The following is a 25,708-nucleotide window of genomic DNA, read 5'->3' on the forward strand; positions in this document are numbered from 1 at the left end:
CGCCGACGAATTTGTCACGGTTCTTCTAACAAGTTGTTACCTGTGAAGGGTTGTGACAGCTTGTGACAGATTGCGTGCATCTGTAGTTCCTAAGCTTCATTCATCGCATCCTTGTCACGGAGAAGCTTATGAAATATGGATTCCGTCGCGGCCACGTCGCATCCGGGCGACAGCGGCAATCGGGTTTTACCCTCGTCGAGCTGGCCGTCGTGCTGGCGGTGATCGGTCTGATCATCGGCGCCATGGCCATCGGCAAGGATGTGCAGCGCAACGCCGAGTACACCAAGATCAAGAACAAGTTCATCGACCAGTGGGAGCAGGCCTACAACCAGTACTACCAGCGCACCGGCGTGGTGGTCGGGGATAGCCAGACCGCCCCGCGCCTGATGGTCAATGGCGCCACCTACACGGCTGCAGGCGGCTTGCCGCTGTCGGGCGGCAACATGGGGGCCGATGGGATCACGGCGTCAAGAGCTTGCGACAAGGCCGACGGTCCCAACATGACCGCGCGTACGGCCACCACCAACCTGCGCACCCTGATGACGCAGACCGGCATCCGCATGCCCCCGGGCCGCGCCGAAGGGTTCGAAGACCGCTACGTCTACCTGGACAGCAACGGCAACCCGCAGGAGGTGCAGGTCTGCTTCCAGTGGAACCAGCCTTCATCGGCTGAAGGTTCGGGCAACGTGATGATCATCTCGGGCCTCACCCCCGACCTGGCCCGCATGCTCGACCAGATGGTCGACGGCAAGCCCGACGCCCAGGAAGGCCGCTTCCGCAAGCAGGCCATCGCCAACGGCACGGCCAACGGTCCGGGTGTGCAGTGGAACCGCACCAACGACGACTCGATCGCTTCGACTGTGGATGCCGGTTCCGGCGACAACACCCGCCTCGACGAGAGCCAGGTGGCCACCCTGGTCGCCGTCTACAAGATGAATCAGTGACCCAGCGTCCAGCGGAACGGAAAGCACGACCATGAAGAAGTTTTCGACCTCCCGCCGCGCCCGCCAGGCCGGTTTCACCCTGATCGAGCTGGCCCTGGTGCTGGCAGTGATCGGTCTGATCATCGGCGCCATCGCCATCGGCAAGGATGTGCAGCGCAACGCCGAGTACACCAAGATCTCGAACAAGTTCCTCGAACAGTGGAAGATGGCCTACGACCAGTACTACCAGCGCACGGGCACGGTGGTGGGCGACTGCCAGCAGGCGCCGACCTATATGGTCAACGGTGCCGAGACCGCGATCGGTGGTTCCGGCGCCTGCGCACGGCCCGGTCAGCAGGCGGTGGCCGGCATTCCCGAGAACTTCACCAACACCGGTCGCAAGATCTGTGAAGGGCAGGGCTACGCGGCCAACCAGACCGGCGGCAGCGACGCCGCGCTGGCGACACAGACCCTGCGCACCCTCATGACCCGCCACGGCGTGCGCATGCCGGCCGGCCGCGGCGAGGGCCACGAAGACCGCTATGTCTACCAGGACACCAACGGCAACTCCACCGAGGTGCAGGTCTGCTTCCAGTGGAACACCGCCGGCACCACCAGCGGCGCCGGCAACGTGATGGTGGTGCGCGGCCTCACGCCCGACCTGGCTCGCTACCTGGACCAGCTGATCGACGGCAAGCCCGATTCGCGCGAAGGCCGTTTCCGCATACAGGGCCGTGCCGGTCACACCCAGGCCGTGGACGCCAACGCGCCCGGCACCGCCTGGGAGGCCAACAACACGGTGGCCAGCAATATCGGCGGCAACAACCAGGTGGGTGGTGACGCCACCGCCATCGGTGCCAACAACCCCGGCGGCGCCACCGCCACCGGCCGCCAGTACGACGAAGACCGCGTGACCCTGCTGACCGCCCACTGGGTGATGGACCAGTGATGGACGCGTCCCGACGTCTGCGTCTGGTCCTGCTCGGTGCCGCCACCCTGGCGCTGGCGGTGGCGGCCTGGTTTGCCTGGCAGGCTGTGGGCCGGCTGGGTCAGGCCCGGTCGGAAGCGGCTTCGGCGCGCGCCGAACTGAGCCAGCTGCGTGGCCTGGTGCCCGCGCTGGAGCAGCACGAGCGCTACGCCAGGGACGCCGAGGACATCAAGGCCATGATCGCCAAGGCCGGGTTCGACCCCGCCAAGTGGTCCAACCGCAAGCTGCAGCGGACCACCGCCATCCTCAGCCGCCGCGACGCCGAAACCCTGCTGGTGCAGCAGATCGGTGCCAACGGCGCGCAATGGTTCGCCGCCGACTACTTTGACGTGACCGTGGCGTCTCCTGGCGCCGGCCTGTTCTCCCCGGTGCTGCCGGACGACCGGGGCTTCAACGTCGAGATGGCCGGTGTCGTGTACTTCCCCCTGGTGAGCCGATGAAGCCCGAGCAGATCCTCCTAGTCTCCCAGCAGGGCTGGTTCCGATTCGCCGCCGGCGAGATGCGCGAGATCGCGCCCTGGCCCGACCTCGCCGGCGCCGCGGTGGTGGTGGTCGACTTCGCGGACTCGCAGGTGGGCATCCAGTCGACCAAGGGCAAGCCCGAGTACGCCGCGGCCCAGATCGAAAAAGTGGTGCGTGCCGAAGGTGCGGTCGAAGGCGCGATGCAGGTCTTCGTGCACAAGCAGGTGCGCCACACGGACAGCTGCCAGACGCTCTACACCGCGGTCGCGCTGGACGACTGGCAGCGGCATCAGGACTGGGCGCAGCGCCAGCCCGACCACTGCATGGTCGTGCCCCTGGTGGCGGTGCTGGCCAGCGGCATCGGCAAGGACGAGCCGCTGCGGCTGGTGCGGACCGGTCAGCAGATCCACGCCTACGGCGAATCCGACAACAAGATGCACTACGCCACGGCGGCGGCCATCGGCAACGACGCGACCGACTTCCTGGCGCCCGTGCGCACGGTGATGGCCCAGCTGCGCGCCAGCGGCTGGAAAGGCTCGGGCGGTGTGTGCTGGGGCGCCGTGCAGACCGAAGACGCTGGCAGCGAGCAGTCGCTGCTGACCAAACTCGGCGAGCTGGGAGCGCTGGAAGCGCGCCTGATGCCGCACGAATCCTTCCGCGCCGAAGGCGGCAAGGCGGCCTCGGTGCTGCCGGGCCTGCTGGCCGGCCTGCCGGTGCGCGGCTTTGTGGCCTCCGGTCTGCAGCGGCTGGCCTGGTTGAGCGAGGGCTATGTGATGCCCCTCGCCGCCATGGTGGCCGTGGTGTCGCTGGGACTTGGCGGCTTCGCCGTCTATGCCGAGCAGTCGGCAGTCCGGGAACAGCAGGCGGTGCGCACGCTGCGCAGCGAAATGGAGCCGCTGCGCGCACGCCTGGCCGCGGCCAGTGCCGCCGGAGGCACCGACGTGGAAAGTGCGGAACTGGCGTTTGCCCGCCAGCTCGGCTTTGCGGCCACCCACGACCCGGTCCGCATGCTCACCACGGTGCGCCAGGCGGCCGGCGCCGGGGTGCGCATCCAGCGGGTGCAGCTGGCCAAGGCCGACCAGGCGTCCAAGGCGCGCTTCAGGATCGACGGCGTGGTGGCCAACGGCTCCAGCGTCGAACTCAGCCGCTTCCTGGGCGCTTTGCGCGCCCAGGGCTGGGAAGCCGAATCGACCACGCCCAACGACGGTTCCGTGGGTGCCTTTGCGTACCACCTGCGCCGGGCGGCGTCGGGTGGCAACAGCTGATGTCCGGACACAACTCCCGATGAAATACGTTGCTCTCACACTGAGCCTGATCGCCGCGGCGCTGCTTCTGCTGGCCGCGGCAATGATCGGCAATCGCATCGGCGTCGAGCGCCACGCGCTGGCGCCGGTGCAGATGTCGCTGCCGCCCCTCTCGCCGCAGGCGGTGGCCGACCAGGCGGAGCTCAAGGCCTCGATGCAGGCCCTGCTGGATGCTGCGGCCCGCCGGCCGATGGGGCTGATGGCGGCCGGTCCGGTGGTGCCCGGCATCCGTCCGCTGGACAGTTACGACAGCCTGTTCGCCCTGCCGCAACAGACGCAGTTGGCCGGGCTGGCGCCCCAGCAGCCCCGTGTGGGCACCGTTCGGCAGCCCCTGTCGGCGGTACCGCTGCCCAAGGTGAGCGTGGTGGTCGAAGGCGCCGAGCGCAAGGCCGTGGTGAACGGCCACCTGGTCCGGGTGGGCGACGCCGTGGGCGACGGTCTGGTGGTGCGCGGCATCCAGGTCGGTGCGGTGACTTTCGGCTATGGCAAGGAAGAGCTGGTGGTGGCGGTGCCCCTGGAGCGCCTGCGCGTGCTGGGTGCCTTCCCCTCGAAGGTAAAGGCCAACTGATGAACAAGGGGGTCCTTGCCGGTGCGGGTCTGGGCGTGGTGCTGCTCGCCTTTCTCGGTGGGTACTGGCTGGCCAACAGCGCCGGGGCTCCCCTCGCAGGCTCCGCATCGGCACCGGCGCCGGTGACGGCGCCAGGCACCACGGGCAGTGTTTCCCCTGCCACCGGCACGGTGACGGCTGGTGCGCAGAGCGCTTCCACGCCGACCGCGCCGTCGTCCACCGTGGCGGACCCGGCCCGTTCCCAGGCCGACGCGGCGCCGCCGGCTGGAGCAGGGGGGTCGGCCACCGCGCCCGCGCAGCCTGTCTCGAAGCTCTCGCCCGAAGAGCGCCGCCAGATCCGTGCCAGCATCCGCGCCAAACTGGCTGCCCTCCAGGCCAAGGGGCCGAACGTCACCATCGCCGAGGTGCAGGCCGTGATGGACGAGGTCGAGCAACTGGGGCGGGGCGAGTTCGACCCCCGCTACTTCAAGGCCATTCGGGACATGCTCGGTTATTCGGCTCGGGTGCAGACGCTGAGCAAGGAGCTGCAGACCATCGCGTCCAGCGCGAATCCCAGGGACGTCGCCCGCCGGCAGGCGATCCTGGCCGAGATGCGCGACCTCAGCGACCAGATCAGCCAGACCTCTGCGGCCGTGCAGTCGTATGCGCGCCCGCTGCCGGCGCCGGCGGGGAAGCAGCCGTGAACACGGCCCTGAAGTTCCGGCACACGCTCGCGCGCGCGGCCCGTGCGCGGCGCGTGAGGGGCTTCTCGCTGGTGGAAGTGTCGGTCGTGCTGGTGGTGGCCGGGCTGGTCAGCTGGGCCGCGTTCTCCGCATTCGACACCGTGTCCGAACAGCAGGAGCGCGAAGGGGCGATGTCCCTGGCGCGGCAGATGCAGGGCAGCCTGCGCGCCTTTGCCATGCGCCACGGCCGCCTGCCGTGCCCGGACAGCGGGGCCACCGCAACCGGCTACGAGTCGCTGACCGGCGGCAGCTGCACCGCGGGCAACCAGGTGGGCTGGTTTCCCTACGTGGCGCTGGACATGGAGGTGCCGCAGGAATCGCTGCGTGCGCGCTACGCGGTTTTTCGCGCCGCCAGCGGCACGCCGGCCTCGGACGCCGACCTCGCCGTGGCGCTGGAGCGCACCGGAGACACCGCCGGTGAGGCCACCCACCTGGACGTCACCGACCTGATCGTGGCGCTGGGCAATGCCGCTGCACTGGCGCTGTCGACCTCGCGCGCGCACCTCACCGGCGACGCCGGTGCGTCCGGTGTCATCGACTGCGCGACCAACGCCGTCATGCCGGTCGCCTACTGGCTGGTGCTGCCGCTGGACGACCGCAGCGGCGACGGCCTGCGCCTGGACGCTCCTCACACCGCGGCGGGTACCTGCGCCGCCAGCCCCAACGCACCGATCCGGTCCACGTCCGACGACGTGGTGCTGGCCGAGTCGCCCGTGCAGCTTGCCGGTTGGCTGAGAAGAAGCATGCCCTGAGCCCGAGCACCGCCGCCCGTCATCCGAATTTCCTCGCAACCACCACCGCCATGCAAAAGATCCAACTGCCCTTCCCGACGACCGCACTGGCAAAGGCCGCCGCCGCCCTTTCGGTGGTGCTGCTGTCGGCATGCGTGGCCCCGCCGCCCCAGAGCGCCAAGTACCTGAGCGACCCCGATACCGAATCGGTCCGGCGCATACAGGAAGTGGCGCAGGCCGAATCACGCAAGCTGCTGGAACAGCAGGAGCGCCTGCTGGCGGAGCTGCGCAAGACGGCCGCGGCCAAGGTGCTGGAGCCGCCGGCACCGCAGTACGACCCGCTGGAAGGCCGCACCATCAGCGTGTCGATCTCCAACGGCACGATCAGCCAGATCCTGACCGCGTTCGCCGATGCGGCCAAGGTCAACCTCATCGTCGAGCCGGCGGTGGTGCAGCAGGGCGCGCTGACCGACATGTTCCTCAAGGACGTGTCGTTGCGCGAGGCCTTCAACGAGCTGCTGCGCAGCTACGACGTGTCGGGCGAGATCCGCAACCAGACCATGCGCATCCGCCTGCACGAAGAGAAGTTCTTCGCGATGAACTTCCTCAACGTGAACTCCCAGATGTCGCTGAACTCCGGCGGCAACGTGTTCGGCTCCAACTCCAGCAGCGGCAACTCGGCCATCTCCGGCGCCCTGTCGATGACGGCCTCGTCGACGCAGCGGGCCGACCCGTACACCGAGATCGAGAACAACCTGCGGGCCATCCTGGGCGAGAACCGGCCTGCCAACGAGTCGCAGCCGCCGGCCGCGGCCGGTGCGCGCACCCCGCAGGAACCCACCCAGGTGCAGCAGCCCAACCAGAACCAGGCCTTCACCCTCAACCGCACCTCCGGCACGTTGTTCGTCAAGGCCCGTCCGTCGCAGATGCGCGCGGTGGAGAAGCTGATCAAGCAGACCCAGGACATGCTGACCAAGCAGGTCTACATCGAGGCGCAGCTGATCGACGTGCAGCTGGGCGACGGCTACCAGCTGGGTGTGGACTGGACCCAGCTGCGCAGCCGCCTGGCGCTGAACTTCGGCGTCGACGCGCTCAACCTCACGCCCACCGGCAACGGCAGCCTGCCGGGTTCGCGCGGCAGCTACCCCGGCAGCAGCCTGACCATTCCGGCGCGGGCCATCGGTTCGTCCACCGGCCTGGCCACGGGTGGCATCGGCTACGCCGACACCAACGGTTCGGCGGTGATCAACGCGCTGCGCAACTTCGGCAACCTGCGCATCCTCTCCAACCCGAACATCCAGGTGCGCAACGGCACGCCGGCGATGCTCTCGGTGGGCACCAGCCTGAAGTACGTCTCGCGCTCCAGCGCGTCGCAGAACAACGTGGGCGGCGGCGCCACCACCACCTCGTCGGAAGTGCAGACCGACTCGGTGTTCTCCGGTGTGATGGTCGGCGTGCTGCCCATGATGCGCGACGACGGCAAGATCGAGCTGCTGATCAACCCGGTGCAGAGCGATGTGGACCCCAAGACGCTGGAGCTGGTGCAGGTCAACCAGTTCAACTCGGTCAGCCTGCCGCAGGTCGCCTACAAGGGCCTGACCACGACGCTGAACGTGGGTGATGGCGACGTGGTCGTCGTCGGCGGCCTGATCGACCAGAAATCCTCCGGCGCCAACAGCGGCGTGCCCTTCCTGGCCGATGTGCCCGTGCTTGGCAAGCTGGTGTCGCAGGAAGGGGATGCCCGCTCATCCCGAGAACTGATCGTCGTGCTGCGCGTGCGCCTCCTATGAGTCTGATTTACCAGGCCCTGAAGCAGACCGAACAGGAGGCACCCGCCGCCGTCGTGGCCAGCGCCTCCGCCGCGCCGCCGCGCGCGGTGCGGGTGGTCCCGCCGGCTGCCACCGGGCGTCTGCGCGGGCCCTTGCTGCTGGGTGCGGTGGTGGCCGGCGCGGGCATCGTGGCGGGTCTGTTGCTGTCGCAGCGCGAACCGGTGGCCGGGGTGGCCGCCCCTGCGGTGCCATCGGCCACCGCTGCCGTGGCCCCTGCGCCCGCCGACGTGCCGCCGCTGCCGACGGCTCCGGTGGCACCTTTGCCCGTCGCGGTTCCCGCCGCTTTGCCGGCTGCCGTGCCCGGTGCCCCGGCGGCCCTGCCCGTGGCCGAGCCGCCCCTGCCGACGGTGCCGCCGCGGCTGACGCTGTCCACGGCGCTGTCCGCGCGACCGGCCGCTGCCGCGACCGGGGCCACACCCGCCGTGGCGCCGCCGCCCGCCGCCGTTCCTGCGCCCGCTGCAGCGCCGGTCCCGGCCCAGCCGGTGTCGCAGGCGCGCCCGTCGCCGGCGGAGGTGACGGTGCGGTCCACCGGTGGTGCCACCGAAAGCGCATCCAACGAAGACATCAGCGAGCTGTTCGACGGCCTCAACCGCGCGCTGGAAGCCCGCGACGAAGCGCAGGCGCTGCGCCACCTGCAGGGCATCCGCAACCGCCTGCCCGAAGGTTCGCTGGCCCGCCTGCGCGCCGAGGGCTGGCACGCCTACCGCACCGGCGACGCCGAGCGGGCGCAGCGCGTCTACCGACGGCTGCTGGAGAAGCTGCCCGGCGACGAGAACGCCAGCCTGACGCTGGCCTCCATCGAGCGCCAGGGCCAGCGGCCCGACCAGGCCCGCGAGGTGCTCGCGCGTTCGCTGCGCAACAACCCCAACTCCACCGTGCTGCGCGCGGCGCTGGACCAGGCCAGCCAGTCCGAGGCCGCCCGATGAACGCGCGCAACAGCCACCTCGCCACGCTGGGACTGGTCCGCAACCCGTTCCCCTACACGCCGGACGCGGGCTGCTACTTCACCACGCCCCACCTGGAAGAGCAGCGGGTCGAGCTGGAACACTGCATCCTCTCGCGCAAGGGTTTCTGCCTGCTCACGGCCGAAGTCGGCATGGGCAAGAGCACCCTGGTGCGGCGCCTCATGGCCGACCTGGCACCGCGCCAGGTGGTCTCGGCCCTGGTGTTCAACACCTTCCTGCAGGGCCCGGAGCTGCTCTCGGCCGTGCTGCAGGACTTCGGGCTGCAGGGCACCGGCTCGATGGCCGCGGACATCAACGTCCTCAACACCTTCCTGCTGGACAACCACCGCGAGGGCAAGACCTGCCTGCTCATCATCGACGACGCACAGAACCTCACGGAAAGCTCGCTGGAGCTGATCCGCCTGCTGTGCAACCTCGAAACCGACCAGGAGAAGCTGCTGCAGATCCTGCTGGCCGGCCAGCCCGAGCTGGAAGCCACCCTGGCGCAGCACAGCCTGCGCCAGCTGCGCAGCCGCGTGGTCAAGCACGCCCGGCTGTATGGCCTCAGCAGCATGGAGATTGCGGACTACATCCGCTTCCGCTTCGAGTCTTCCGGCAGCGACGGCAGCCTGCTGCTGCAGGCCGACGCCTGTCAGCTGCTGCTGCAGGAGACCGCCGGTGTGCCCCGCCAGGTGCACCTGGTCATGGACCGCTGCCTTTACGGCCTGGCCGCGCGCAACGGCAAGGTGATCGACGCCGCGCTGATGAAGCAGGCCATCCAGGACTGCCGCATCCAGCTCGACGCGGGCGCTGCCCAGCCCGCCCAGTCGGCACCCGCAGTGCCGGCCGTGGCGACCGCGGCCAACCCGGTGCGGCGCTGGGCCCCGCTGGCGGCGGCCCTGTCGGTGCTGGTGGTGGCGGGGGTGTTCTGGTACCAGGGCGCGCTCCCCGTGCAGGCCAAGGCGGTGTCGCCGGCGGTTCCGCCAGCGGTGGCGCCCGCACCGGCCGTTGCCCAAACCCCGGAACCCGACAAGGCGCCCGCACCCGCGCCTCAAGCCGCACCGGCCGTGGCGCTTCAAGCCGCCGAGCCTGCGCCGGTCGCCGCACCGAACGGCGCCTGCGCCACGCCCCCGCCGCTGCAGCAGGACCGCGTGCTGACCACCCGGCCACTGCCCGATCTGGCGCACCGCCTGCTCGGCAGCCGGCTGGTCCGGCTGGACGACGTGTGCCTGGAGTCGCGCCAGGGCCAGCACTGGATCACCTGGGCTGCGCCGGCCGCCGGCTACGACGACAAGGACCGCCTCTCGGCGGCCCGGTTCCAGATCGCCCTGACGCGCTACGGCAGCCTGCTGCCGGCCGACGTCGACGGGGTCTGGGGCGAAAAGAGCCGCAACGCCCTGCAGCGCTTCCAGTCCGGCATCGGTCTGGAGCCCTCGGGCCAGGTCGACCCATTGAGTGGACTGATTTTGGAGAAGTTCTATGTACAAGAGCAGTGACGGTACCGACGTGGCGTCGGGAGGGGACCGTCGCACCCTGGGCAGCTTGCTGATGTCCAGCGGCCTGGTCACCCAGGTCGACATCGACTACGCCTGCCAGAAGCAGGCGGTCGAGGGCCAGAAGCTGGGCCGCATGCTCGTGGAGCTGGGGTTCCTGAGCGCCAAGGACCTGGCGCGCCATCTCGCCATGCAGCGCGGCATCGAGTTCCGCGATGTGCCGCCCGCCATCGACGAGGGCGTGGCCGCGGCCTTCAACCGCAGCCTCTGTCTGACCCACAACTTCCTGCCCATCGGGCGCGAGGGGGAGCGCATCCGCGTGCTGCTGGGCGACGCCGAGCCCGAGCTGGTGTCGGCCATCGTGCAGCGCCGCGTCGGCCAGGAGGCGGTGTTCTGGCAGGGCGACTTCTTCGCGGTGGTGGACGCCATCCACCAGCACTACTACTTCCAGGAAAACCCGGTCGAGAAGCTGATCGCCGCCGAGATCCGCAAGCTGTCGGACGACCGCGACCACGCCTTCAGCCCCGAGCGGCTGATGGAGCTGATCCTGCACACGGCGGTGCGCGAACGTGCCACCGACGTGCACCTGGCCCCCACCGCCAACAGCCGCACCGTGCTGATGCGGGTCGACGGCGTGCTGCGCCCGATGTTCGCCATGCCGCCCTCGCTGGACCGTCTGGTGGCGTTCATCAAGCTCAAGGCCGACATGGACGCCAGCGAGCAGCGGCTGCCGCAGGACGGCAGCTTCACCATCCAGCTGATGGACGCGGCCTACACCGTCCGTGTCTCCACCATGATTTCCGAGTTCGGCGAGCGCATGGCCCTGCGTCTGCTGGCCGAGCGCAGCGACCTCGACCGCCTGCAGGACCTGGGTTTTCTGGACGAGGACGTGGCCGAGATGGAGCGCTCGTTCTCGCGCCCGCACGGCCTGATCCTCATCACCGGGCCGACCGGCTCGGGCAAGAGCACCACGCTGCACGCCGCGCTGCGCGTGCAGCCGCTGGTCGAGCGCAACGTGCTGACGGTGGAAGACCCGGTCGAGTACCGTGTGCCGGTGGCCTGCCAGACCGAGGTGAACCGCCGCGCCGGCTACGACTTCGCCAGCGCCATGCGCCACTTCCTGCGCCACGACCCGGACATCATCCTGGTGGGCGAGGTGCGCGACGCCGAGACCGCCCGCGCGGCGCTGGACGCGTCGTCCACCGGCCACCTGGTGCTCTCGACGCTGCACGTCGGCGGCATCTTCGGCGTCGTGCCCCGGCTGCGCCTGCTGGGCGTGGACGCTGAAACCGTGGCCGAGAACCTGGTGGCGGTGATCAACCAGCGCCTGGTGCGCTGCATCTGCCCGCACTGCAAGACCAGCCGCGCAGCCACAGACGAAGAGCGCCGCTGGCTGGGCGAGGAGGTCGAGCAGGTGTTCCACGGCACCGGCTGCAACCACTGCCGCGGCAGCGGCTACCGCGGCCGCGTGCCGGTGTACGAGATCCTCACCGTGCGCCGCGAGCTGGCCGACGCCATCGTGGCCGAGGCGCCGCGTGCGCGCCTGCGCGAGCTGGCCGAGGCCGGCGGCCTCAAGCCCATGGAGCGGCTGGCCCGGCGGCGCGTGCTGGCCGGTGAAACCACGATGGACGAGATCCGTCGCGCCATCGGACTGGACTGACCATGAGCACCGCAGGTCTGCGCACCTACTTCTACCGGGTCCTGCTGCCGCACGGCAAGGTCCAGTCCGGCTTCCTGCGGCTGCTGGTCGAGCGCGACCACTCGGCGCGCCTGCGCCTGGAGCAGCAGACCGAGGGCACCGTGCTCACGCTCAAGCGGCTGCCGCAATGGATGTCGATGCTCGACGACCTGCGCCGCAAGCTGTTTGCCGGCCATGTGCGGCCGGTGGACCTGGCCGGCTTCCTGCGCGACATGGGCATCATGCTCGACGCCGGCGTGCCGATGATGGAAGCCCTGCGCACCCTGATCGAGGACCAGTCGGGCCACCCCGGCGTGGCCGACATCGCGCGCCGCGTGCACACCGACATGGGCTCGGGCATGCGCATCACGCAGTCTTTCTCGCGCCACCCCGACGTCTTTCCCGAGACGGTGCGCAACCTGGCCGAGATCGGTGACGAGTCGGGCGCGCTGCCCAGGATGCTGCTGGAGTCGGCGGCCCACGTGGAGCGGCTGATCGACATCAAGCGCGACATCCGCACCGCCATGATCTACCCGACGCTGGTGCTGGCGTCCATCATGGCCGTGGGTTTCTTCTGGCTCTACTACGTGGTGCCCAACCTGGCCCAGCTGTTCAAGCAGCTGCGCGCCAAGCTGCCGCCGCTGACGCAGTGGCTGATCAACGTGTCCGACGTGCTGGTGCAGTACCTGCTGCTGGTGGCCATCGGCGTGGTGCTGCTGGTGGTGGCCCTGGTCTGGCTCTACCGCTCGGTGCCCAGGTTCAAGCAGGGCTGCCACGAGCTGATGCACCGCCTGCCCATCCTGCGCACGCTCTCGACCTCGTCGGGCATGGCCTTCATCACCGAGCACCTCTCGCTGCTGGTGCGGGCGGGCCTGGACTTCATGATGAGCCTGGACGTGCTCTCGCGCGCCACTTCCAACGAGTACTACCGCGCCCGCCTGATCAAGGTGCGCGACGGCGTGGCGCGCGGCGAGGGCATCGGCGCCTCGATGCGCCGCGTGGGCGGCTTCCCTCCCATGGCCGTGCGCATGATCTCGGTGGGCGAGGAGTCGGGTTCGCTGGAAAAGCAGCTCGACCGCCTTTCCGACGAATACCGCAAGCGCCTGGACGTGGTGGTGAGGTCGCTGGGAGAGATCGTCAAGCCGGCGCTGATCCTGCTGGCCGGCGGCCTGTTCATCTTCCTGATCGTGGCGCTGCTGCTGCCGATCTACGACCTGGTGCGCCAGTCGGTCAGCCAGTCCATGGGAGGCGGCTGATGGCCCTGCGGGTGTCCCTGCCTTCGCGCCGCACCGTGCAGCGTGGCTTCGGCCTGCTGCAGGTGATGCTGCTCATCGCGGTGCTGGGCGGCCTGGCGACCATGGGATACCTGGAATGGCGCGAGCGCACCGCCGTTGAAAACGCGCGGCTGGAACGCCTGCACCTGTCGCAGGCCGACCAGGCGCTGCAGACCTTCGTCACCGTGGCGCGCCGCCTGCCGTGCCCCGACACCGACCGCGACGGGGTGGAGGACTGCGGCGGCACCGAACAGAAGGGCTGGCTGCCCGCCACCACGCTGCGCATGGCCGGCGCCGATCCGGGCGTGGACATCGGCCAGATCCGCTACCTGGTGCAGCGGGGCGCGGGCGACTTCGACCTGACGGTGCTGGACGATGCCTGGCGCCCGCTCGAATACGACGACGACGGCGCCAGCTTCTTCGCCATGCGCGAGACGCCCACGGCGGGCACCTACCAGGCCAACATCCGCACCCTGGCCGATTTCTGCCAGCGCCTGCAGGCTGGCGCAGACACCGCGCTGGCCGCCGGCATGGCGCAAGTGAACGCGGCACCCGCGCGCACCGTGGCCTACGCCCTGGCCCACCCGGGCGACGAGGACACCGACGGCGACGGCTCGCTGTTCGACGGCGCCAACACCGGCGCCACCAGCGTGCTGGAGGACCCGCAGCGCAGCCCGATCCTGGCGGCCTACGACGACATCGTGCTCGACCGGCCCTTTGCATCCCTGCAGACGGCCTTCCATTGCAGCGTGCTGACCGATTCCATCAACACCGTGGCCTTGGCGCACGACATCTCCAGCTCGGTCGACGAGATGAAGCAGGAGAACATCGAGTCGGCCCGGCGCGCCATCATCTTCGCCTCCATCGGTGCCGCCATCACCGCGGTGGAAACCGCGGCCGTGGTGCTGGAGGGCGTCAGCGACGCCGGCAACGCCGCCGGCGAGTGGGCCATCTGCATTGCCTCGCTGGGCATCGCGGCCAACGCCTGCGCGGCCGCCGGCATCCACACCGCGTCGGCGGCGCTCACGGCCGGCGTGATCGTGGCCAACGTGGCCTCCATCGCCGCCAACGTGACGGCCGCCGTGCTGGCCGGCAACGCGCTGGCGCTGGCCGACAGCACGGTCAACGCCTCGTCGCTGAGCTGCACGGTGCCCGACCTGACGACCCAGCTCAACCAGGCGCAGGGCGAGCTCAACGACGCCATCGCCGACCGCCAGGCCATCGTGAATCAGATCGCGGCCAAGCAGATCGAGCTGAACAACGCGATCGCGGCGCGCAACCAGGCCATCGCCAACCTGCGCTTCTGGGTGCGCTGGGGTTACCCCTGGTCGAGCATCGACGGCCGGGTCGACGCGGTGATCTCGTCGGCCGGCACCTGGGGCACCGCCAACAGCAACTACTCCGACGCGACGGCCCGGGTGCAGCTCTACCAGGACGCGGTGACCAACTGGACCGCCACCCGCGACGACTACGCGAACATGATCGCCAACCGCGCCTCGATGATCAGCCAGCTGCAGTCGGAGATCGCGGCGCTGGACACGCAAATCGCGGCCGAGACCAACACGACCACCCGGGCGGCCCTTCAGCAGCAGCGTCTGGAGAAGACCGCGCGCCTGTCGCTGCTGCAGGACGCCACCGCCCTGCAGAACGAGTACAACCGCGCCGTCACCAACCTCTCTCAAGCGCAGTCCGACCTGGCCGCCGCGCAGGCCGCGCAGAGCGCCGCCCTGACCTCGATCACCTCGGCCCAGTCGTCCTACGCCAGCAACTACAACAGCCTGCAGAACCCGGGCCGCTACCAGCTCCAGGTGCTGCCCAGCGTGGTCTGGGCCTGCGCCACCACCGCCATCAACGTCTGCCAGCCCGGAGACATCAACACCTATTCGGCGATCCAGAGCGCGCTCTACGACCTGTTCGGGCCGGCCACCAACGTGACCCAGGCCCCAGGGCCGGACAGCCGCTACTTCCGGCCGGAGCAGATCCAGCGGGAGATCGACGCGCTGCAGGATTCGCTGGACGCCGCGGACGACCGCATCGATGCGGCGCAGGACTCCTACGACTCGCTGGCGGCCCAGGTGGCCAACCCGCCGCCCTGCAACATCACGGGCTCGGGTGTCACGCCGATGCCGCCCGCCGCCGCAGAAAGCATCCTGATCAACGTGGACATCAAGGGGGGCACGCGATGAGGCGGCCACCGTTCAGACAGCGTGGCTTCTCCCTGGTGGAGATGGGTGTGGCCCTGGTGGCCATCGGCATCATCGGCGTGATCGCCTGGCGCTGGGTGGCGACCACGCAGGCGCCGATGGAACGCACCGACATGCAGCGCCAGCTCAACGAGGCCCAGGCGGGTGTCGAAGGCTTCCTGCTGGCGAACCACCGCCTGCCGTGCCCGGCCGCCGGCACCGACGGCGTCGAAGCCTGCGGCAGCGCGACCGCGGTGCGCTTTCCCTGGCGCACACTGGGCATGGGCAGCGAACTGGCGGCGCTGCACTACGGCGCCAACCGGGGCGGCGGCGCGGACCTGGCGGTCTTGCCTGCGGCCCAGGACTGGCCCGACTTCGGCCTCACCTTCACCGAGGTGCCGGTGTTTCCCGCGCTCAGCCCTGTGCCGGCCGACGTGACCGCTGCGGGCGCCCGGGTGGGCGCTTCCTACGCCGCCGCGGTCGCCCGGCGCCCGGTGGTCAACGGGCTGGACTGGTGTGCCGTGGTGCGCCGCCTGGCGGCCAACAGCGCTGCTTCGGGTGTGCTGCGGGCCGGTGCCACCGGCGGCAGCGTGCCGGTGGGCTTCGTGATCGCCCACCCGGGTGCGAACCGCCAGTTCGACGGCAACAACGCCGAAGGGGCCAGCGCCAGCTTCCGCTTCGACCTGCCGGGCCGCTCGCAGGACCTCAACTACGACGACCTCATGCTCGCCGTCGGCCCGGGCGACCTGTCGGCTCGGCTGGGCTGCGCGGTGCGCCTGAGCGAGTTGCAGGTGGCCATGCAGTCGAGCTACGCGGCCTACGACACCGCGCGGGTGATGCAGCAGTACTGGTCGTTGCTGCGCTTCGACATCGACCAGGCCGAGTCCGCGGTGGACGGCGCCGAATCGGGCGTGGCCCTGGCCGCCATGGGCCTGGCCCTGGCCACCACCAGCGCGGTGCTCAGCATCGCCTCGGCGGCCAACACCGAAGGCGTGACCGCCTTCGTGGTGGTGATGGCCGCGGTCAACGTGGCGGCGTCCATCGCCGAGACGGTGCTGGCCGCGCAGGACCTGACGGCGGCCCAGGAAGACCTGCAGGCCGCCCGCGACAAGCTGGTGGCCGGCAACGCCTACGCCATCCATGTCTACGACACCCTGGCCGACGCACTTGACAACGCGGAGGTGGTCGACCGGAAGGGACTCAACCCATGATGAAACGCCGCCAGGCGGGCTTTTCGCTCGTCGAGCTTTCCGTTGCGCTGCTGGCGCTGGGCCTGGTGCTGCTCGGCGCGGTGGTGTACTGGCAGTTCCAGGAACGCCAGCGGGTCGGCACCGCGCAGATGGACGTGCAGCTGCAGGCGCGCGATGCCCTGGTGGGCTTTGCCCATGCACAGCACCGCCTGCCGTGCCCGGCCACCGACGCCAACGGGGTCGAGTCCTGCGCGGCGGGGGCCGGCCTGCGCCAGGTGGGCTACGTGCCCTGGCAGACCCTGGGCCTGCCGCGTCCGGAGGCGGGCCGTCTGCGCTACGGCGTGTACCGCGAGGCCTCGGCCACCGCGGCCGGTGACCGCGACCTGGCGGTGGCGCTGGACCGCATGAACCCCCTGCGCGCACTGACGCCGAACCCGCGCCCGCAGAACGGCAACGGTCCCAACCCCAACATGCCGCCGATCCCGTCGCTCGCCACCGTGCAGCTCGGTGCGACCGAGGCCACCAGCGGCACCGACCCGCTGAACGCCGCCTGCAACGCCGCCAACAGCCCCCCGTGTCCGGTGGGTGGCGCGCAGTCGGTCAACCAGATCGACCTGTGCCTGGCGCTTAACACTTCGACCGACGCGCTGGCGGGGCCGGCCGGGCGGCTGGCGGTGTCGGCCTCCGGTTCGCGCCGGGCGGTGGCCTTCGTCATTGCGGCGCCGGGCATGCTGGACGCCGACGGCAACGGGCTGGCCTTCGACGGCCTGAATGCTGCGGCCAGCGACGCCGACCCGACCTTCGCCGCACCCCGGACCACCATCAGCGACGCCTACGACGACCAGGTGATCGCAATGAGCGCGGCCGAGCTGTTTTCGGAACTGCGCTGCGGCGGCGCGCTGTCTGCCGCATCACACGCCCACTTCAACGCGGCCACCGGCGCACTGGTGATGGAGCGTGCGCTGTACGACTACCGCGACCAGCTCTACGTGGCGATCCGTCTGGCCGAGGCCGATGTGGCCGCATCGGCGGCGGGGATTGCAGGCGCCGTCTCGGCCGATCTGGACGCGGCCAAGGAGATGCTGTCGGCCGTGGGCGACACCACGATGAGCGCGGGTGCGCGCTCGTTCCAGATCGGTCTGGCCGCCGCCGGCATCGTGGCGGCGGTGGCGGGCACGGCCGCGGCCGCGGCTTCGATGGTGCTGTCGGTGGAGGCGCTGACGGCGGCCCAGCAGGACCACGCCGATTTCGCCGCGCGCACCACGGCCGCGACCGACCTTTCCATTTCCGTGAACCGCAATGCCCTGCGGGCCGACGCCATCGGCTTCTGAACGCGGCGGACCCCGAGGTGAAACCCATGAACAAACCTTCCTTCTCTGCTCGCCGGCCCGGCCTGGCCCGGCAGCGCGGCTTCACCCTGATCGAACTGGGCGTGGCCCTGCTGGTGATCGGCCTGCTGCTGGGGGCGGTGGCGGTGGGGCGCGACCTGCAGCGCAACGCGTCGTACCAGCGGCTGTCGACCGACTTCGTGCAGGGCTGGCAACTGGCCTACGAGGCCTACGTCACCGGCGTGGGCTACCCGCCGGGCGACAACCCCACCGACCCGACCGGTCGCGTCAACGGCAACACCGCGCCCGCGGGCACCGCGCTGTGCGGCGACGATCTGATCAATGCCTTCCTGGCCGCCGGCGTGCGCCTGCCAGAGGGCCGCACCGAGGGTCAGCAGGACCGCTACGCCTACCTCGACAGCAACGGCAACCCGCAGGAGGTGCAGGTCTGCTTCCAGAGCGTGGCCTGGGCCGAGCCTGGCGCCACCGTGGGCACCTACGTGACCCGCACGCGCAACGTGATGTCGATGCAGAACGTGACCTTCTCGCTGGTGTCGCTGCTGGACCAGCAGGTGGATGGCAAGGGCGACGCCCGGTTCGGCAAGCTGCGCGACATCTCGCTGGCGAACTCCACGGCGGTGACCACCGGCCAGGTCTGGCCCCTGAACGACCGCATGGCCTTTGGCAGCACGGTCGAAACCACGCTGGACGAGTCGCAGGTGGCGGTGACCACGGCGTACTTCCAGATGCTGCGCTGAGGCCCGCACCGGCCTCGCTGCACCAGCCGCTCGTTGGCGCTGTCAGGTCTGGGCAGCCCGGTGCGCCCTGGCCTGCGTGGCGATCGCCTCGCGTGCTTCGGGCTCCAGCCGGTCCAGGTTCTTCATCTGCATGGCCATGCGCGGGTTCTGCCGCAGCAGCGCCTCGTGCCGCATCAGGAAGTCCCAGTACAGCGTGGTGAGGGGGCAGGCCTTCGGTCCTGTGCTCTGGGCCGGGTCGAAGCGGCAGCCGCGGCAGTGGTTGCTCATGCGCTGGATGTACTTGCCCGTGGCCACATAGGGTTTGCTGCCCAGCAGGCCGCCGTCGCCGTACTGGCTCATGCCCAGGGTGTTGGGCAGTTCCACCCATTCCACCGCGTCCACGTAGACGCTCAGGTACCACTCATGAACGGCCAGCGGCCGCACGCCCAGCAGCAGCGCGTACAGGCCGGTGACCATGAGGCGCTGGATGTGGTGCGCGTAGCCGTGCGCCAGCGTCTGCTTGATGGCCTCGCGCAGGCAGGCCATGTCGGTCTCGCCGGTCCAGTACCAGGTGGGCAGCGGGGCCTGGGCGTCCAGCGCGTTGCGATCCAGGTAGCCGGGCATCTGCGTCCAGTAGATGCCGCGCACGTACTCGCGCCAGCCCAGGATCTGGCGGACGAAGCCTTCCACCGCCGCCAGCGGCGCGTGTCCGCGGCGGTACGCGGCTTCGGCCGCGGTCACCACCTCGCGCGGGTTCAGCAGCTTGAGGTTGAGCGCCGCGCTCAGCTGCGAATGCCAGAGCCACACCTCGCCGGACCACATCGCGTCTTCGTACTGGCCGAACAGCGGCAGGCGGTTTTCGATGAAGTCGTGAAGCGCGCGCAGGGCGTCCGTTCGGGTGACGGGCCAGGCGAAGCTGTGCAGCGAACCCGGGTGGTCGGCAAAGCGCGCGCTGACGAGATCGATGACCCCGCGCGTGATCGAGTCAGGCGCCACGAAGAACGGCGGTGGCACGTTCTGCGGGCCGGCCTTGCCGAAGCTCTCGCGGTTGTCGGCGTCGAAGTTCCACTGGCCTCCCGCCGGCTGCTTCCCGTCCATCAGCACGCCGTGTTTCTGCCGCAGTTCGCGGTACCAGTATTCGAGCCGCAGTTGCTTGCGGCTCCTGGCGTGCGCGGCGAACTCGCGCACGGTGGAAAAGAAGTGCGTGTCGTCGCGCAGGTCCATCGGCAGGGTGGTCTGTGCCGCCACAGCGCGCAGCGCCTGCAGCACGCGCCAGTCGCCGGGGGCGGTCATCACCAGCTGTCCGGGCCGCCACTCGGCGATGGCCCGTTGCAGTTCGCCGGCCAGGGTGCCGGTGTTGCCTGCGTCGTCCACCCGGACGTAGCTCAGCGGCAGGCCCCGTTCGCGCAGTTCGTCGGCGAAGTGCCGCATGGCGCTCAGGAAGACCGCGATGCGCGGTTTCGAAGACCAGACGTGGGTCGACTCTTCGGCCACCTCGGCCATCCACACCACGTCCTGTGCGGGGTCGAAGCCGTCGAAAGCACCGCTGTCATGGTCCAGCTGATCGCCCAGCACGAGGACCAGGTGGCGGATCGGGGAGATGGGCTGCTCAGCCATGGGAGGTTGGCGCGTTCTTGCGCGCGCGGCAGGCGTCCGAGCAGTACTTCACCTCATCCCAGTTCCTGGCCCAGGCCTTGCGCCAGCTCATGGGCCGGCCACAGACCACGCAGGGCTTGCTGGGCAGGCGGGCCTTGTTGCCTTTGAAGTCGCTTTTCACTGCGGCTGCGTTCTCAGCCTGCGCGGTACGTGCTGTCACCGTGAGGCGCGGCCACGAAGGCGGGCAACGCCTCGGCGGTCCGCGAGAACGCGACCAGCTTCGGGTAGCGAACGGCCGGCACGACATGCGGCACCATCTTCTGGATGAACTCCCAGGCGACGGCGGTGCTCACGCCGGCCTGGTCCATGCTGCCGGGCATGGCCTGTTCCAGTCCGTCGCAGGCCGCCAGCAACTGGCCGGTCACGCGGTCCAGCCAGGGCTGGTGCAGTTTTTCGGCCGGACGCAGACCGTGTTCATAGACGATCTGGACGGACTTCTCGCAGGCGGCCAGAGCCAGTCCGACGGTGCGCAAAGCCTGCGCCAGAGCCCTCGGCTCGGAAGGCAAGAGGCTGCGCCCGGCCAGTGCTTCGGCGTACTGCAGGATCAGGGTCGAGTCCATCAGCACCGTGCCGTCGTCGCACACCAGGGTGGGCGCTTTCACCACCGGGTTGATCTGGCTGAACTCGCTGAAGGTGCGGAACACCGACAGCGACTGGTGCTCGAACGGCAGGTCCAGCAGCTGCAGGGAAATGGCGACCCGGCGCACGTAGGGCGAATCGAGCATGCCGATCAGTTTCATGGGTCGTTCTCCGATAGGGTCAGTGGTGCGCCGCCAGCGCCTTCGAGATCTTGCCGCGCTTGACCGTGGGCCGCGGCACCTGGCAGGGCAGGTGCTCGAACCAGCGGCGCACGTCGTCTTCCACGCACAGACCGTGCATGTAGTTGTAGATGGCCTTGCGCAGGCCCTGGCCCAGCACGTCGTGGTCCACGCCGGGCGGCATGGGCGTGGGGTCGGTGAAGCCGATGTCGTTCTTGGCGAAGCTCACCTCGGGCAGCGGGATCAGTTCGACGCCGTAGGCCGCCGGGTCCATGCCGACCGGTGAGTGCACCGTGCAGGAAAAGCGGTGGAAGAAGCCGCTCTGGATGCAGCCGTTCTCGAACAGCTGGCGCACGTATTCGAGCGCGTCCACCGTGTCCTGTAGGGTCTGCGTCGGGAAGCCGTACATGAGATAGGCGTGCACCAGGATGCCAGCGTCGGTGAAGCCCTTGGTCACCCGCGCCACCTGCTCGACGCTCACGCCTTTTTTCATCAGGTTCAGCAGCCGGTCGCTCGCGACCTCCAGCCCGCCGCTCATGGCGATGCAGCCGCTTTGCGCCAGCAGCTCGCTCAGCTCCGGGGTGAAGGTCTTCTCGAAGCGGATATTGCCCCACCAGCTGATTTGCAGGTCGCGGCGGATCAGTTCCTCGGCCAGCGCCTTCAGCGCCTTGGGCGGCGCGGCCTCGTCGACGAAATGGAAGCCGGTCTGGCCGGTTTCCTGCACGATCTTCTCGATGCGGTCGGCCAGGGTGGACGCGGTGGCTGTCTCGTAGCGGCCGATGTAGTCCAGGCTCACGTCGCAGAAGCTGCACTTCTTCCAGTAGCAGCCGTGCGCCACGGTCAGCTTGTTCCAGCGGCCGTCGCTCCAGAGCCGGTGCATGGGGTTGAGCATGTCCAGCAGGCTCAGATACCGGTCGATCGGCAGGCCGTCCCAGGTGGGCGTGCCCACGTCTTCAAACGGAATGTCGGGCTCGGCCAGGTTCACGTACTTCACCTCGCCGTTCTCGCGCAGGAAGGTGCGCTGCAGGCGCTGTTTGCCGCGCCCGCCGTGCAGGTGCTCGATCAGCGAGAGCACCGGCCGCTCGCCCGCGTCCAGGGTCACGTAGTCGACGAAGTCGAACACGCGCGGGTCCTTCAGTTCCCGCAGCTCCGTGTTGACAAAGCCGCCGCCCAAGCCGATGCGCACGTGCGGGTTCTGCGCCTTGATGGTCTGAGCGATGCGCAGGGCCGCGTACATGGCGCCGGGGAAGGGCACGGACAGCAGCACCAGGGCGGGCTGGTGGCGGTGCAGGGCGGCCAGGGTCAGGTCGTGCAGCAGCTCGTCCACCAGGGTGGGTGGCGCGGCCAATGCGTCGGCCAGCGGGTCGAAGCTGGGCTGGCTGCTGGCCAGCGACTCGGCGTAGCGCACGAACTCGAAGCGCTCGTCCGCCGCGTCGCGGATCACGTCCGACAGGTCGTTGAGGTAGAGCGTGCACAGGTGGCGCGCCTTGTCCTGCACGCCCAGGGCACCGAAGGCCCAGCCCAGCGGGTCGCCGCTGCCGTCGTCCACGTAGTTCTCCAGCGCGGAAAAGCGCGGCCCCTCGGGCAGCAGGCCGCGCGCGGCGATGCGGTAGGCCAGGGTCGAATCGCGCCCCTGCAGGTAGGCGATCACCGGGCCAATGGTGGCGCGGTAGGCCTCGAACTGGTCGAGGAAGCTGTGCACACTGGCCGTGCGCTGTGCCTCGGGCTGGGCCAGTGCGCAGCCGCGCAGCGCCTCCAGCCCGGCGGGTGTGAACAGCTTGAGCACCAGCGCCAGCGCCAGGTCTTCCTGCACCGCATCGATGTCGCGCGAGCGCAGGAAACCGGTCAGGTAGGCGGTGGACGGGTAGGGCGTGTTGAGCTGCGTCATCGGCGGGATGAGGCTCAGCACGCGGAAGGCGGCGGCTGTCATGCCCCGATTGTGCCGACAAGGGTCGGCCAGGCGGGCGTCGGGGTCAACACTCCACGATGTTGACGGCCAGGCCGCCGCGCGCCGTTTCCTTGTACTTGGTCTTCATGTCCGCGCCGGTCTCGCGCATGGTCTTGATGACCTTGTCCAGGCTGACGTGGTGGGTGCCGTCGCCACGCAGCGCCATGCGCGCGGCGTTGATGGCCTTGACCGAGGCAATGGCGTTGCGTTCGATGCAGGGGATTTGCACCAGGCCGCCGACCGGGTCGCAGGTCAGGCCGAGGTGGTGTTCCATGCCGATCTCGGCTGCGTTTTCCACCTGCTCCGGCGTGCCGCCCAGCACCGCGCACAGGGCGGCGGCCGCCATGGAACAGGCCACACCCACTTCGCCCTGGCAGCCGACCTCGGCGCCGCTGATGCTGGCGTTCTCCTTGTAGAGGATGCCGATGGCCGCGGCGGTGAGCAGGAAGTCCACCACGCCGTCGTCGTTCGATCCGGGGACAAAACGCCGGTAGTAGTGCAGCACCGCCGGCACGATGCCGGCCGCGCCGTTGGTGGGCGCGGTGACCACGCGGCCACCAGCGGCGTTTTCTTCGTTCACCGCGAGTGCGTAGAGGTTGACCCAGTCGAGCACGGCCAGCGGGTCGGTCAGCGCCTTCTCGGGGTGGCCGGTGAGGTCGCGGAACAGCGCGGGCGCGCGGCGCCGCACCTTGAAGCCACCGGGCAGCACGCCGTCGGTGCTGCAGCCGCGTTGCACGCAGGCCTGCATCACGTCCCAGATGCGCAGCAGGCCGGCGCGGATGTCGTCGTCGCTGCGCCAGTGGCGCTCGTTGGCGCGCATCACGCCCGCGATGGACAGGCCGTGTTCGCGGCAGCGTTGCAGCAGTTCGTCGCCGGTGCGAAAAGGAATGGGCAGTTGGGTGACGTCGGGTGCGATCACCTTCTGCCGTTGGCCATCGGCCATGACCTCTTCGCTCACCACGAAGCCGCCACCCACCGAGTAGAAGGTGCGCTCGGACAGCACCGCGCCCGCCGCGTCCCACGCGGCGAGGCGCATGCCGTTGGCGTGCAGCGGCAGGGCTTGGCGGTGCAGGGTCAGGTCCTCGCGGTCGGCCCAGGCGATGGTGCGCGTGCCCATGAGCGCAATGCGCCCCTGTTCGCGGATGGCGCGCACAGTGGGCTCGACCGATTCAATGGGCACCGACTCCGGCTCGTGCCCGCACAGGCCCAGCAGCACCGCCTTGTCGCTGCCGTGGCCGCGGCCGGTGGCGCCCAGCGAGCCATAGAGCGCGCACTGCACCCGAACCACGGAGGGCAGCAGGCCGGCGCTCTCCAGTCCTTGCGCGAACAGCCGCGCGGCGCGCATGGGACCGACCGTGTGCGAGCTGCTGGGACCGATGCCGATCTTGAACAGGTCGAAAGCCGATACCGCCATGGGAGTCTCCTGGTTGTTGTGGTGTGGCGTGCGTCAGGCCAGGGCCGGTCGGACCGCAGCGCGACCCGAGCGCGCATCTTCCCACTGCGCGACGTGGCCGGCCAGCTGGTGCGCGGTGATGGCCGAGAGCGTCCAGCCGAGGTGTCCGTGACCGGTGTTGTAGAACACGTTGGGCAGGCGGCCGGGGCCGACGCGGGGCAGCATGTCCGGCATCATGGGCCGCAGGCCGGCCCAGGGCTCCACGCGGCGCGTGCTCACCCCCGGGAAACACTGGTTGACCCAGTCCACCAGCGGCTTGATGCGGTCGGCGCGGATGTCGCGGTTGAAGCCGTTGAACTCGGCCGTGCCGGCGACGCGGAAGCGGTCCGCGCCCAGGCGGCTGGTGACCAGCTTGGTCTCGTCGTCGAGCAGGCTCACATTCGGCGCAGCGGCCTGGCTCTGCGCGTCGTTCAGCATGACGGTGATGGAGTAGCCCTTGACTGGGTAGACGTTGAGGCGGTCGCCCAGCTGCGCGCCGATGGCGCGGCTGTGCACGCCGGCGCACACCACGACCGCGTCCGCGCTCACCACCTCGCCGTCGGCGAGGGTGACGTGCGCGGTCTTGCCCGTGCTTTGCACGCGCGCCACGGCGCGGCCGGTCAGCAGTCGCACGCCGCGGCGTTCGCAGGCCAGGCTCATGCCGTGGGTGTACTTGTGGATGTCGCCGGTCGAATCGCTCTCGGTGAAGTAGCCCCCGTAGTAGTCACCGGCCAGCGTGGGCTCGATGGCGCGCATCTCGTCGGGGGTGACGGCGCGGCGTGGCAGGCCGCCTTCGGCCAGCAGCTTGGAGACTTCTCCCGCGTGGTCGAAGCCCGCCTTGTCGCGGTAGATGTGCAGGATGCCCTGCTTCTTCAGGTCGAAGTGAATGCCCTCGGCCTGTGCCCAGCCGAACAGGTGCTCGCGCGCGGCAATGGCCAGCTTCGCGGTGGCGATGGTGTTGTCGCGGTACTTGGGGATGGCGGCCGCAAACTCGGCGAACCAACTGAGCTTGTGCCAGCTGGGCTTGGGGTTGACCAGCAGCGGCGCGTCGGCCTTGAGCATCCACTTGATGCCCTTGATGAGCGTGGACGGGTGGGTCCAGGTTTCGGCGTTGGAGGCCGACAGTTGCCCGCCGTTGGCGTGGCTGGTTTCCATGCCCGCGTAGCGGTGCTGTTCGATCAGGGTGACCTGGTGGCCTTCGCGGGACAGGGCGTAGGCGCTGGTGACGCCGGTGATGCCGCCGCCGATGACGATGATGTGGGTGGACTGGGCCATAGGAAATCTCTCAGGAAAGGCCGTCAAACAGGGATGGGCACGACCCGCACACCGTGTGCGGACCATGACCCCCTCTGTTTGTGACCTGAGAGATTCACCCGCCATGCCGGCGGGCTTGCTCCTGCGGTGGGCCGGGGGACGAATCCCGGCCGCTCTTCAGAGTGTGGCGCTGTGAGCGCGCTGAACGCCGATCGGTCCTTTTGCCTGAGAGTTTCCGGGGCGGTTGCTCCTTCGGCGCCGGTTCCCCTCGCGGGGCCGGGCTCTCCCGATCGACGGAAGAAAGGCG

General features: G+C 69.6%; 22 protein-coding genes and 2 riboswitches. Of the genes, 16 read left to right on the forward strand and 6 right to left on the reverse strand.

Annotated features, from left to right (window positions below; all coding sequences use genetic code 11):
- The first annotated feature begins 128 nt into the window (after positions 1-128).
- From RCO38_RS15755 to RCO38_RS15830, 16 genes are read left to right on the forward strand one after another with little or no spacing between them, the layout of a single operon-like run.
- Complete coding sequence (locus RCO38_RS15755; protein ID WP_308329292.1) at positions 129-944, forward strand: type II secretion system protein; 816 nt, start codon at positions 129-131, stop codon at positions 942-944.
- Between the two features lie 31 nt (positions 945-975).
- Positions 976-1,872: a pilus assembly FimT family protein gene (locus tag RCO38_RS15760; RefSeq protein WP_308329293.1), complete on the forward strand. Its 897-nt coding sequence runs from the start codon at positions 976-978 to the stop codon at positions 1,870-1,872.
- Positions 1,872-2,351 (forward strand): hypothetical protein, encoded by a 480-nt coding sequence (locus RCO38_RS15765; protein ID WP_308329294.1) that lies wholly within the window; start codon positions 1,872-1,874, stop codon positions 2,349-2,351. The genes RCO38_RS15760 and RCO38_RS15765 overlap by 1 nt, the downstream gene beginning before the upstream one ends.
- Positions 2,348-3,637, forward strand: a complete 1,290-nt coding sequence (locus RCO38_RS15770) for a hypothetical protein (protein ID WP_308329295.1) — start codon at positions 2,348-2,350, stop codon at positions 3,635-3,637. Before RCO38_RS15765 ends, RCO38_RS15770 begins: the two co-directional genes overlap by 4 nt.
- Positions 3,638-3,656: 19 nt before the next feature.
- Positions 3,657-4,244 carry a hypothetical protein gene (locus RCO38_RS15775; protein WP_308329296.1) on the forward strand — a complete coding sequence of 196 codons (588 nt, stop codon included), beginning with the start codon at positions 3,657-3,659 and terminating at the stop codon, positions 4,242-4,244.
- Positions 4,244-4,927: a hypothetical protein gene (locus RCO38_RS15780; RefSeq protein WP_308329297.1), complete on the forward strand. Its 684-nt coding sequence runs from the start codon at positions 4,244-4,246 to the stop codon at positions 4,925-4,927. Before RCO38_RS15775 ends, RCO38_RS15780 begins: the two co-directional genes overlap by 1 nt.
- Complete coding sequence (locus RCO38_RS15785) at positions 4,924-5,718, forward strand: prepilin-type N-terminal cleavage/methylation domain-containing protein (protein WP_308329298.1); 795 nt, start codon at positions 4,924-4,926, stop codon at positions 5,716-5,718. The genes RCO38_RS15780 and RCO38_RS15785 overlap by 4 nt, the downstream gene beginning before the upstream one ends.
- Positions 5,719-5,768: 50 nt before the next feature.
- Complete coding sequence (gene mshL / locus RCO38_RS15790; protein ID WP_308329299.1) at positions 5,769-7,487, forward strand: pilus (MSHA type) biogenesis protein MshL; 1,719 nt, start codon at positions 5,769-5,771, stop codon at positions 7,485-7,487.
- Positions 7,484-8,452, forward strand: coding sequence for a tetratricopeptide repeat protein (locus RCO38_RS15795; protein WP_308329300.1), 969 nt, complete (start codon positions 7,484-7,486; stop codon positions 8,450-8,452). Before mshL ends, RCO38_RS15795 begins: the two co-directional genes overlap by 4 nt.
- Positions 8,449-9,966 (forward strand): AAA family ATPase, encoded by a 1,518-nt coding sequence (locus RCO38_RS15800; RefSeq protein WP_308329301.1) that lies wholly within the window; start codon positions 8,449-8,451, stop codon positions 9,964-9,966. The genes RCO38_RS15795 and RCO38_RS15800 overlap by 4 nt, the downstream gene beginning before the upstream one ends.
- Positions 9,950-11,623, forward strand: coding sequence for a GspE/PulE family protein (locus tag RCO38_RS15805; RefSeq protein WP_308329302.1), 1,674 nt, complete (start codon positions 9,950-9,952; stop codon positions 11,621-11,623). Before RCO38_RS15800 ends, RCO38_RS15805 begins: the two co-directional genes overlap by 17 nt.
- 2 nt (positions 11,624-11,625) lie before the next feature.
- Complete coding sequence (locus RCO38_RS15810) at positions 11,626-12,897, forward strand: type II secretion system F family protein (RefSeq protein ID WP_308329303.1); 1,272 nt, start codon at positions 11,626-11,628, stop codon at positions 12,895-12,897.
- Positions 12,897-15,101: a hypothetical protein gene (locus RCO38_RS15815; RefSeq protein ID WP_308329304.1), complete on the forward strand. Its 2,205-nt coding sequence runs from the start codon at positions 12,897-12,899 to the stop codon at positions 15,099-15,101. Before RCO38_RS15810 ends, RCO38_RS15815 begins: the two co-directional genes overlap by 1 nt.
- On the forward strand, positions 15,098-16,309 hold the full coding sequence (locus RCO38_RS15820; protein ID WP_308329305.1) for a type II secretion system protein: 1,212 nt from the start codon (positions 15,098-15,100) through the stop codon (positions 16,307-16,309). The genes RCO38_RS15815 and RCO38_RS15820 overlap by 4 nt, the downstream gene beginning before the upstream one ends.
- Entirely contained in the window at positions 16,306-17,619 is a 1,314-nt protein-coding gene (locus tag RCO38_RS15825; protein ID WP_308329306.1) for a prepilin-type N-terminal cleavage/methylation domain-containing protein, read from the forward strand. Before RCO38_RS15820 ends, RCO38_RS15825 begins: the two co-directional genes overlap by 4 nt.
- A gap of 26 nt (positions 17,620-17,645) precedes the next feature.
- Positions 17,646-18,374 carry a type II secretion system protein gene (locus RCO38_RS15830; protein ID WP_308329307.1) on the forward strand — a complete coding sequence of 243 codons (729 nt, stop codon included), beginning with the start codon at positions 17,646-17,648 and terminating at the stop codon, positions 18,372-18,374.
- 42 nt (positions 18,375-18,416) lie between these two features.
- Here RCO38_RS15830 and RCO38_RS15835 read toward each other — a convergent pair whose 3' ends face one another.
- The 6 genes from RCO38_RS15835 to RCO38_RS15860 are packed head-to-tail and all read right to left on the reverse strand — an operon-like array spanning position 18,417 to position 25,422.
- Positions 18,417-19,970 carry a cryptochrome/photolyase family protein gene (locus tag RCO38_RS15835; protein WP_308329308.1) on the reverse strand — a complete coding sequence of 518 codons (1,554 nt, stop codon included), beginning with the start codon at positions 19,968-19,970 and terminating at the stop codon, positions 18,417-18,419.
- On the reverse strand, positions 19,963-20,130 hold the full coding sequence (locus RCO38_RS15840; RefSeq protein WP_308329309.1) for a DUF2256 domain-containing protein: 168 nt from the start codon (positions 20,128-20,130) through the stop codon (positions 19,963-19,965). Before RCO38_RS15840 ends, RCO38_RS15835 begins: the two co-directional genes overlap by 8 nt.
- Positions 20,131-20,143: 13 nt before the next feature.
- Positions 20,144-20,749 (reverse strand): glutathione S-transferase, encoded by a 606-nt coding sequence (locus tag RCO38_RS15845; protein WP_308329310.1) that lies wholly within the window; start codon positions 20,747-20,749, stop codon positions 20,144-20,146.
- 19 nt (positions 20,750-20,768) lie between these two features.
- Entirely contained in the window at positions 20,769-22,697 is a 1,929-nt protein-coding gene (locus RCO38_RS15850; protein ID WP_308329311.1) for a B12-binding domain-containing radical SAM protein, read from the reverse strand.
- Positions 22,698-22,740: 43 nt separating this feature from the next.
- Complete coding sequence (locus tag RCO38_RS15855; RefSeq protein ID WP_308329312.1) at positions 22,741-24,129, reverse strand: L-serine ammonia-lyase; 1,389 nt, start codon at positions 24,127-24,129, stop codon at positions 22,741-22,743.
- Positions 24,130-24,162: 33 nt separating this feature from the next.
- The gene (locus tag RCO38_RS15860) at positions 24,163-25,422 is read right to left on the reverse strand and encodes a D-amino acid dehydrogenase (RefSeq protein ID WP_308329313.1); all 1,260 of its coding nucleotides are present in this window, start codon (positions 25,420-25,422) and stop codon (positions 24,163-24,165) included.
- A 64-nt stretch (positions 25,423-25,486) separates the two neighbouring features.
- Positions 25,487-25,592: riboswitch (glycine riboswitch) on the reverse strand.
- 12 nt (positions 25,593-25,604) lie between these two features.
- Positions 25,605-25,700, reverse strand: a riboswitch (glycine riboswitch).
- Between the last annotated feature and the right edge of the window lie 8 nt (positions 25,701-25,708).

The sequence above is a fragment of the Hydrogenophaga pseudoflava genome (genome assembly GCF_031020795.1).
Lineage (GTDB): Bacteria > Pseudomonadota > Gammaproteobacteria > Burkholderiales > Burkholderiaceae_C > Hydrogenophaga > Hydrogenophaga pseudoflava_A.

Bases quoted from the DNA above. Each gene is read 5' to 3' on its own strand.
- RCO38_RS15755 (WP_308329292.1), top strand. From the start codon at position 129: ATGAAATATGGATTCCGTCGCGGCCACGTCGCATCCGGGCGACAGCGG.
- RCO38_RS15760 (WP_308329293.1), top strand. From the start codon at position 976: ATGAAGAAGTTTTCGACCTCCCGCCGCGCCCGCCAGGCCGGTTTCACC.
- RCO38_RS15765 (WP_308329294.1), top strand. From the start codon at position 1,872: ATGGACGCGTCCCGACGTCTGCGTCTGGTCCTGCTCGGTGCCGCCACC.
- RCO38_RS15770 (WP_308329295.1), top strand. From the start codon at position 2,348: ATGAAGCCCGAGCAGATCCTCCTAGTCTCCCAGCAGGGCTGGTTCCGA.
- RCO38_RS15775 (WP_308329296.1), top strand. From the start codon at position 3,657: ATGAAATACGTTGCTCTCACACTGAGCCTGATCGCCGCGGCGCTGCTT.
- RCO38_RS15780 (WP_308329297.1), top strand. From the start codon at position 4,244: ATGAACAAGGGGGTCCTTGCCGGTGCGGGTCTGGGCGTGGTGCTGCTC.
- mshL (WP_308329299.1), top strand. From the start codon at position 5,769: ATGCAAAAGATCCAACTGCCCTTCCCGACGACCGCACTGGCAAAGGCC.
- RCO38_RS15795 (WP_308329300.1), top strand. From the start codon at position 7,484: ATGAGTCTGATTTACCAGGCCCTGAAGCAGACCGAACAGGAGGCACCC.
- RCO38_RS15800 (WP_308329301.1), top strand. From the start codon at position 8,449: ATGAACGCGCGCAACAGCCACCTCGCCACGCTGGGACTGGTCCGCAAC.
- RCO38_RS15805 (WP_308329302.1), top strand. From the start codon at position 9,950: ATGTACAAGAGCAGTGACGGTACCGACGTGGCGTCGGGAGGGGACCGT.
- RCO38_RS15810 (WP_308329303.1), top strand. From the start codon at position 11,626: ATGAGCACCGCAGGTCTGCGCACCTACTTCTACCGGGTCCTGCTGCCG.
- RCO38_RS15815 (WP_308329304.1), top strand. From the start codon at position 12,897: ATGGCCCTGCGGGTGTCCCTGCCTTCGCGCCGCACCGTGCAGCGTGGC.
- RCO38_RS15820 (WP_308329305.1), top strand. From the start codon at position 15,098: ATGAGGCGGCCACCGTTCAGACAGCGTGGCTTCTCCCTGGTGGAGATG.
- RCO38_RS15825 (WP_308329306.1), top strand. From the start codon at position 16,306: ATGATGAAACGCCGCCAGGCGGGCTTTTCGCTCGTCGAGCTTTCCGTT.
- RCO38_RS15830 (WP_308329307.1), top strand. From the start codon at position 17,646: ATGAACAAACCTTCCTTCTCTGCTCGCCGGCCCGGCCTGGCCCGGCAG.
- RCO38_RS15835 (WP_308329308.1), bottom strand. From the start codon at position 19,970: ATGGCTGAGCAGCCCATCTCCCCGATCCGCCACCTGGTCCTCGTGCTG.
- RCO38_RS15845 (WP_308329310.1), bottom strand. From the start codon at position 20,749: ATGAAACTGATCGGCATGCTCGATTCGCCCTACGTGCGCCGGGTCGCC.
- RCO38_RS15850 (WP_308329311.1), bottom strand. From the start codon at position 22,697: ATGACAGCCGCCGCCTTCCGCGTGCTGAGCCTCATCCCGCCGATGACG.
- RCO38_RS15855 (WP_308329312.1), bottom strand. From the start codon at position 24,129: ATGGCGGTATCGGCTTTCGACCTGTTCAAGATCGGCATCGGTCCCAGC.
- RCO38_RS15860 (WP_308329313.1), bottom strand. From the start codon at position 25,422: ATGGCCCAGTCCACCCACATCATCGTCATCGGCGGCGGCATCACCGGC.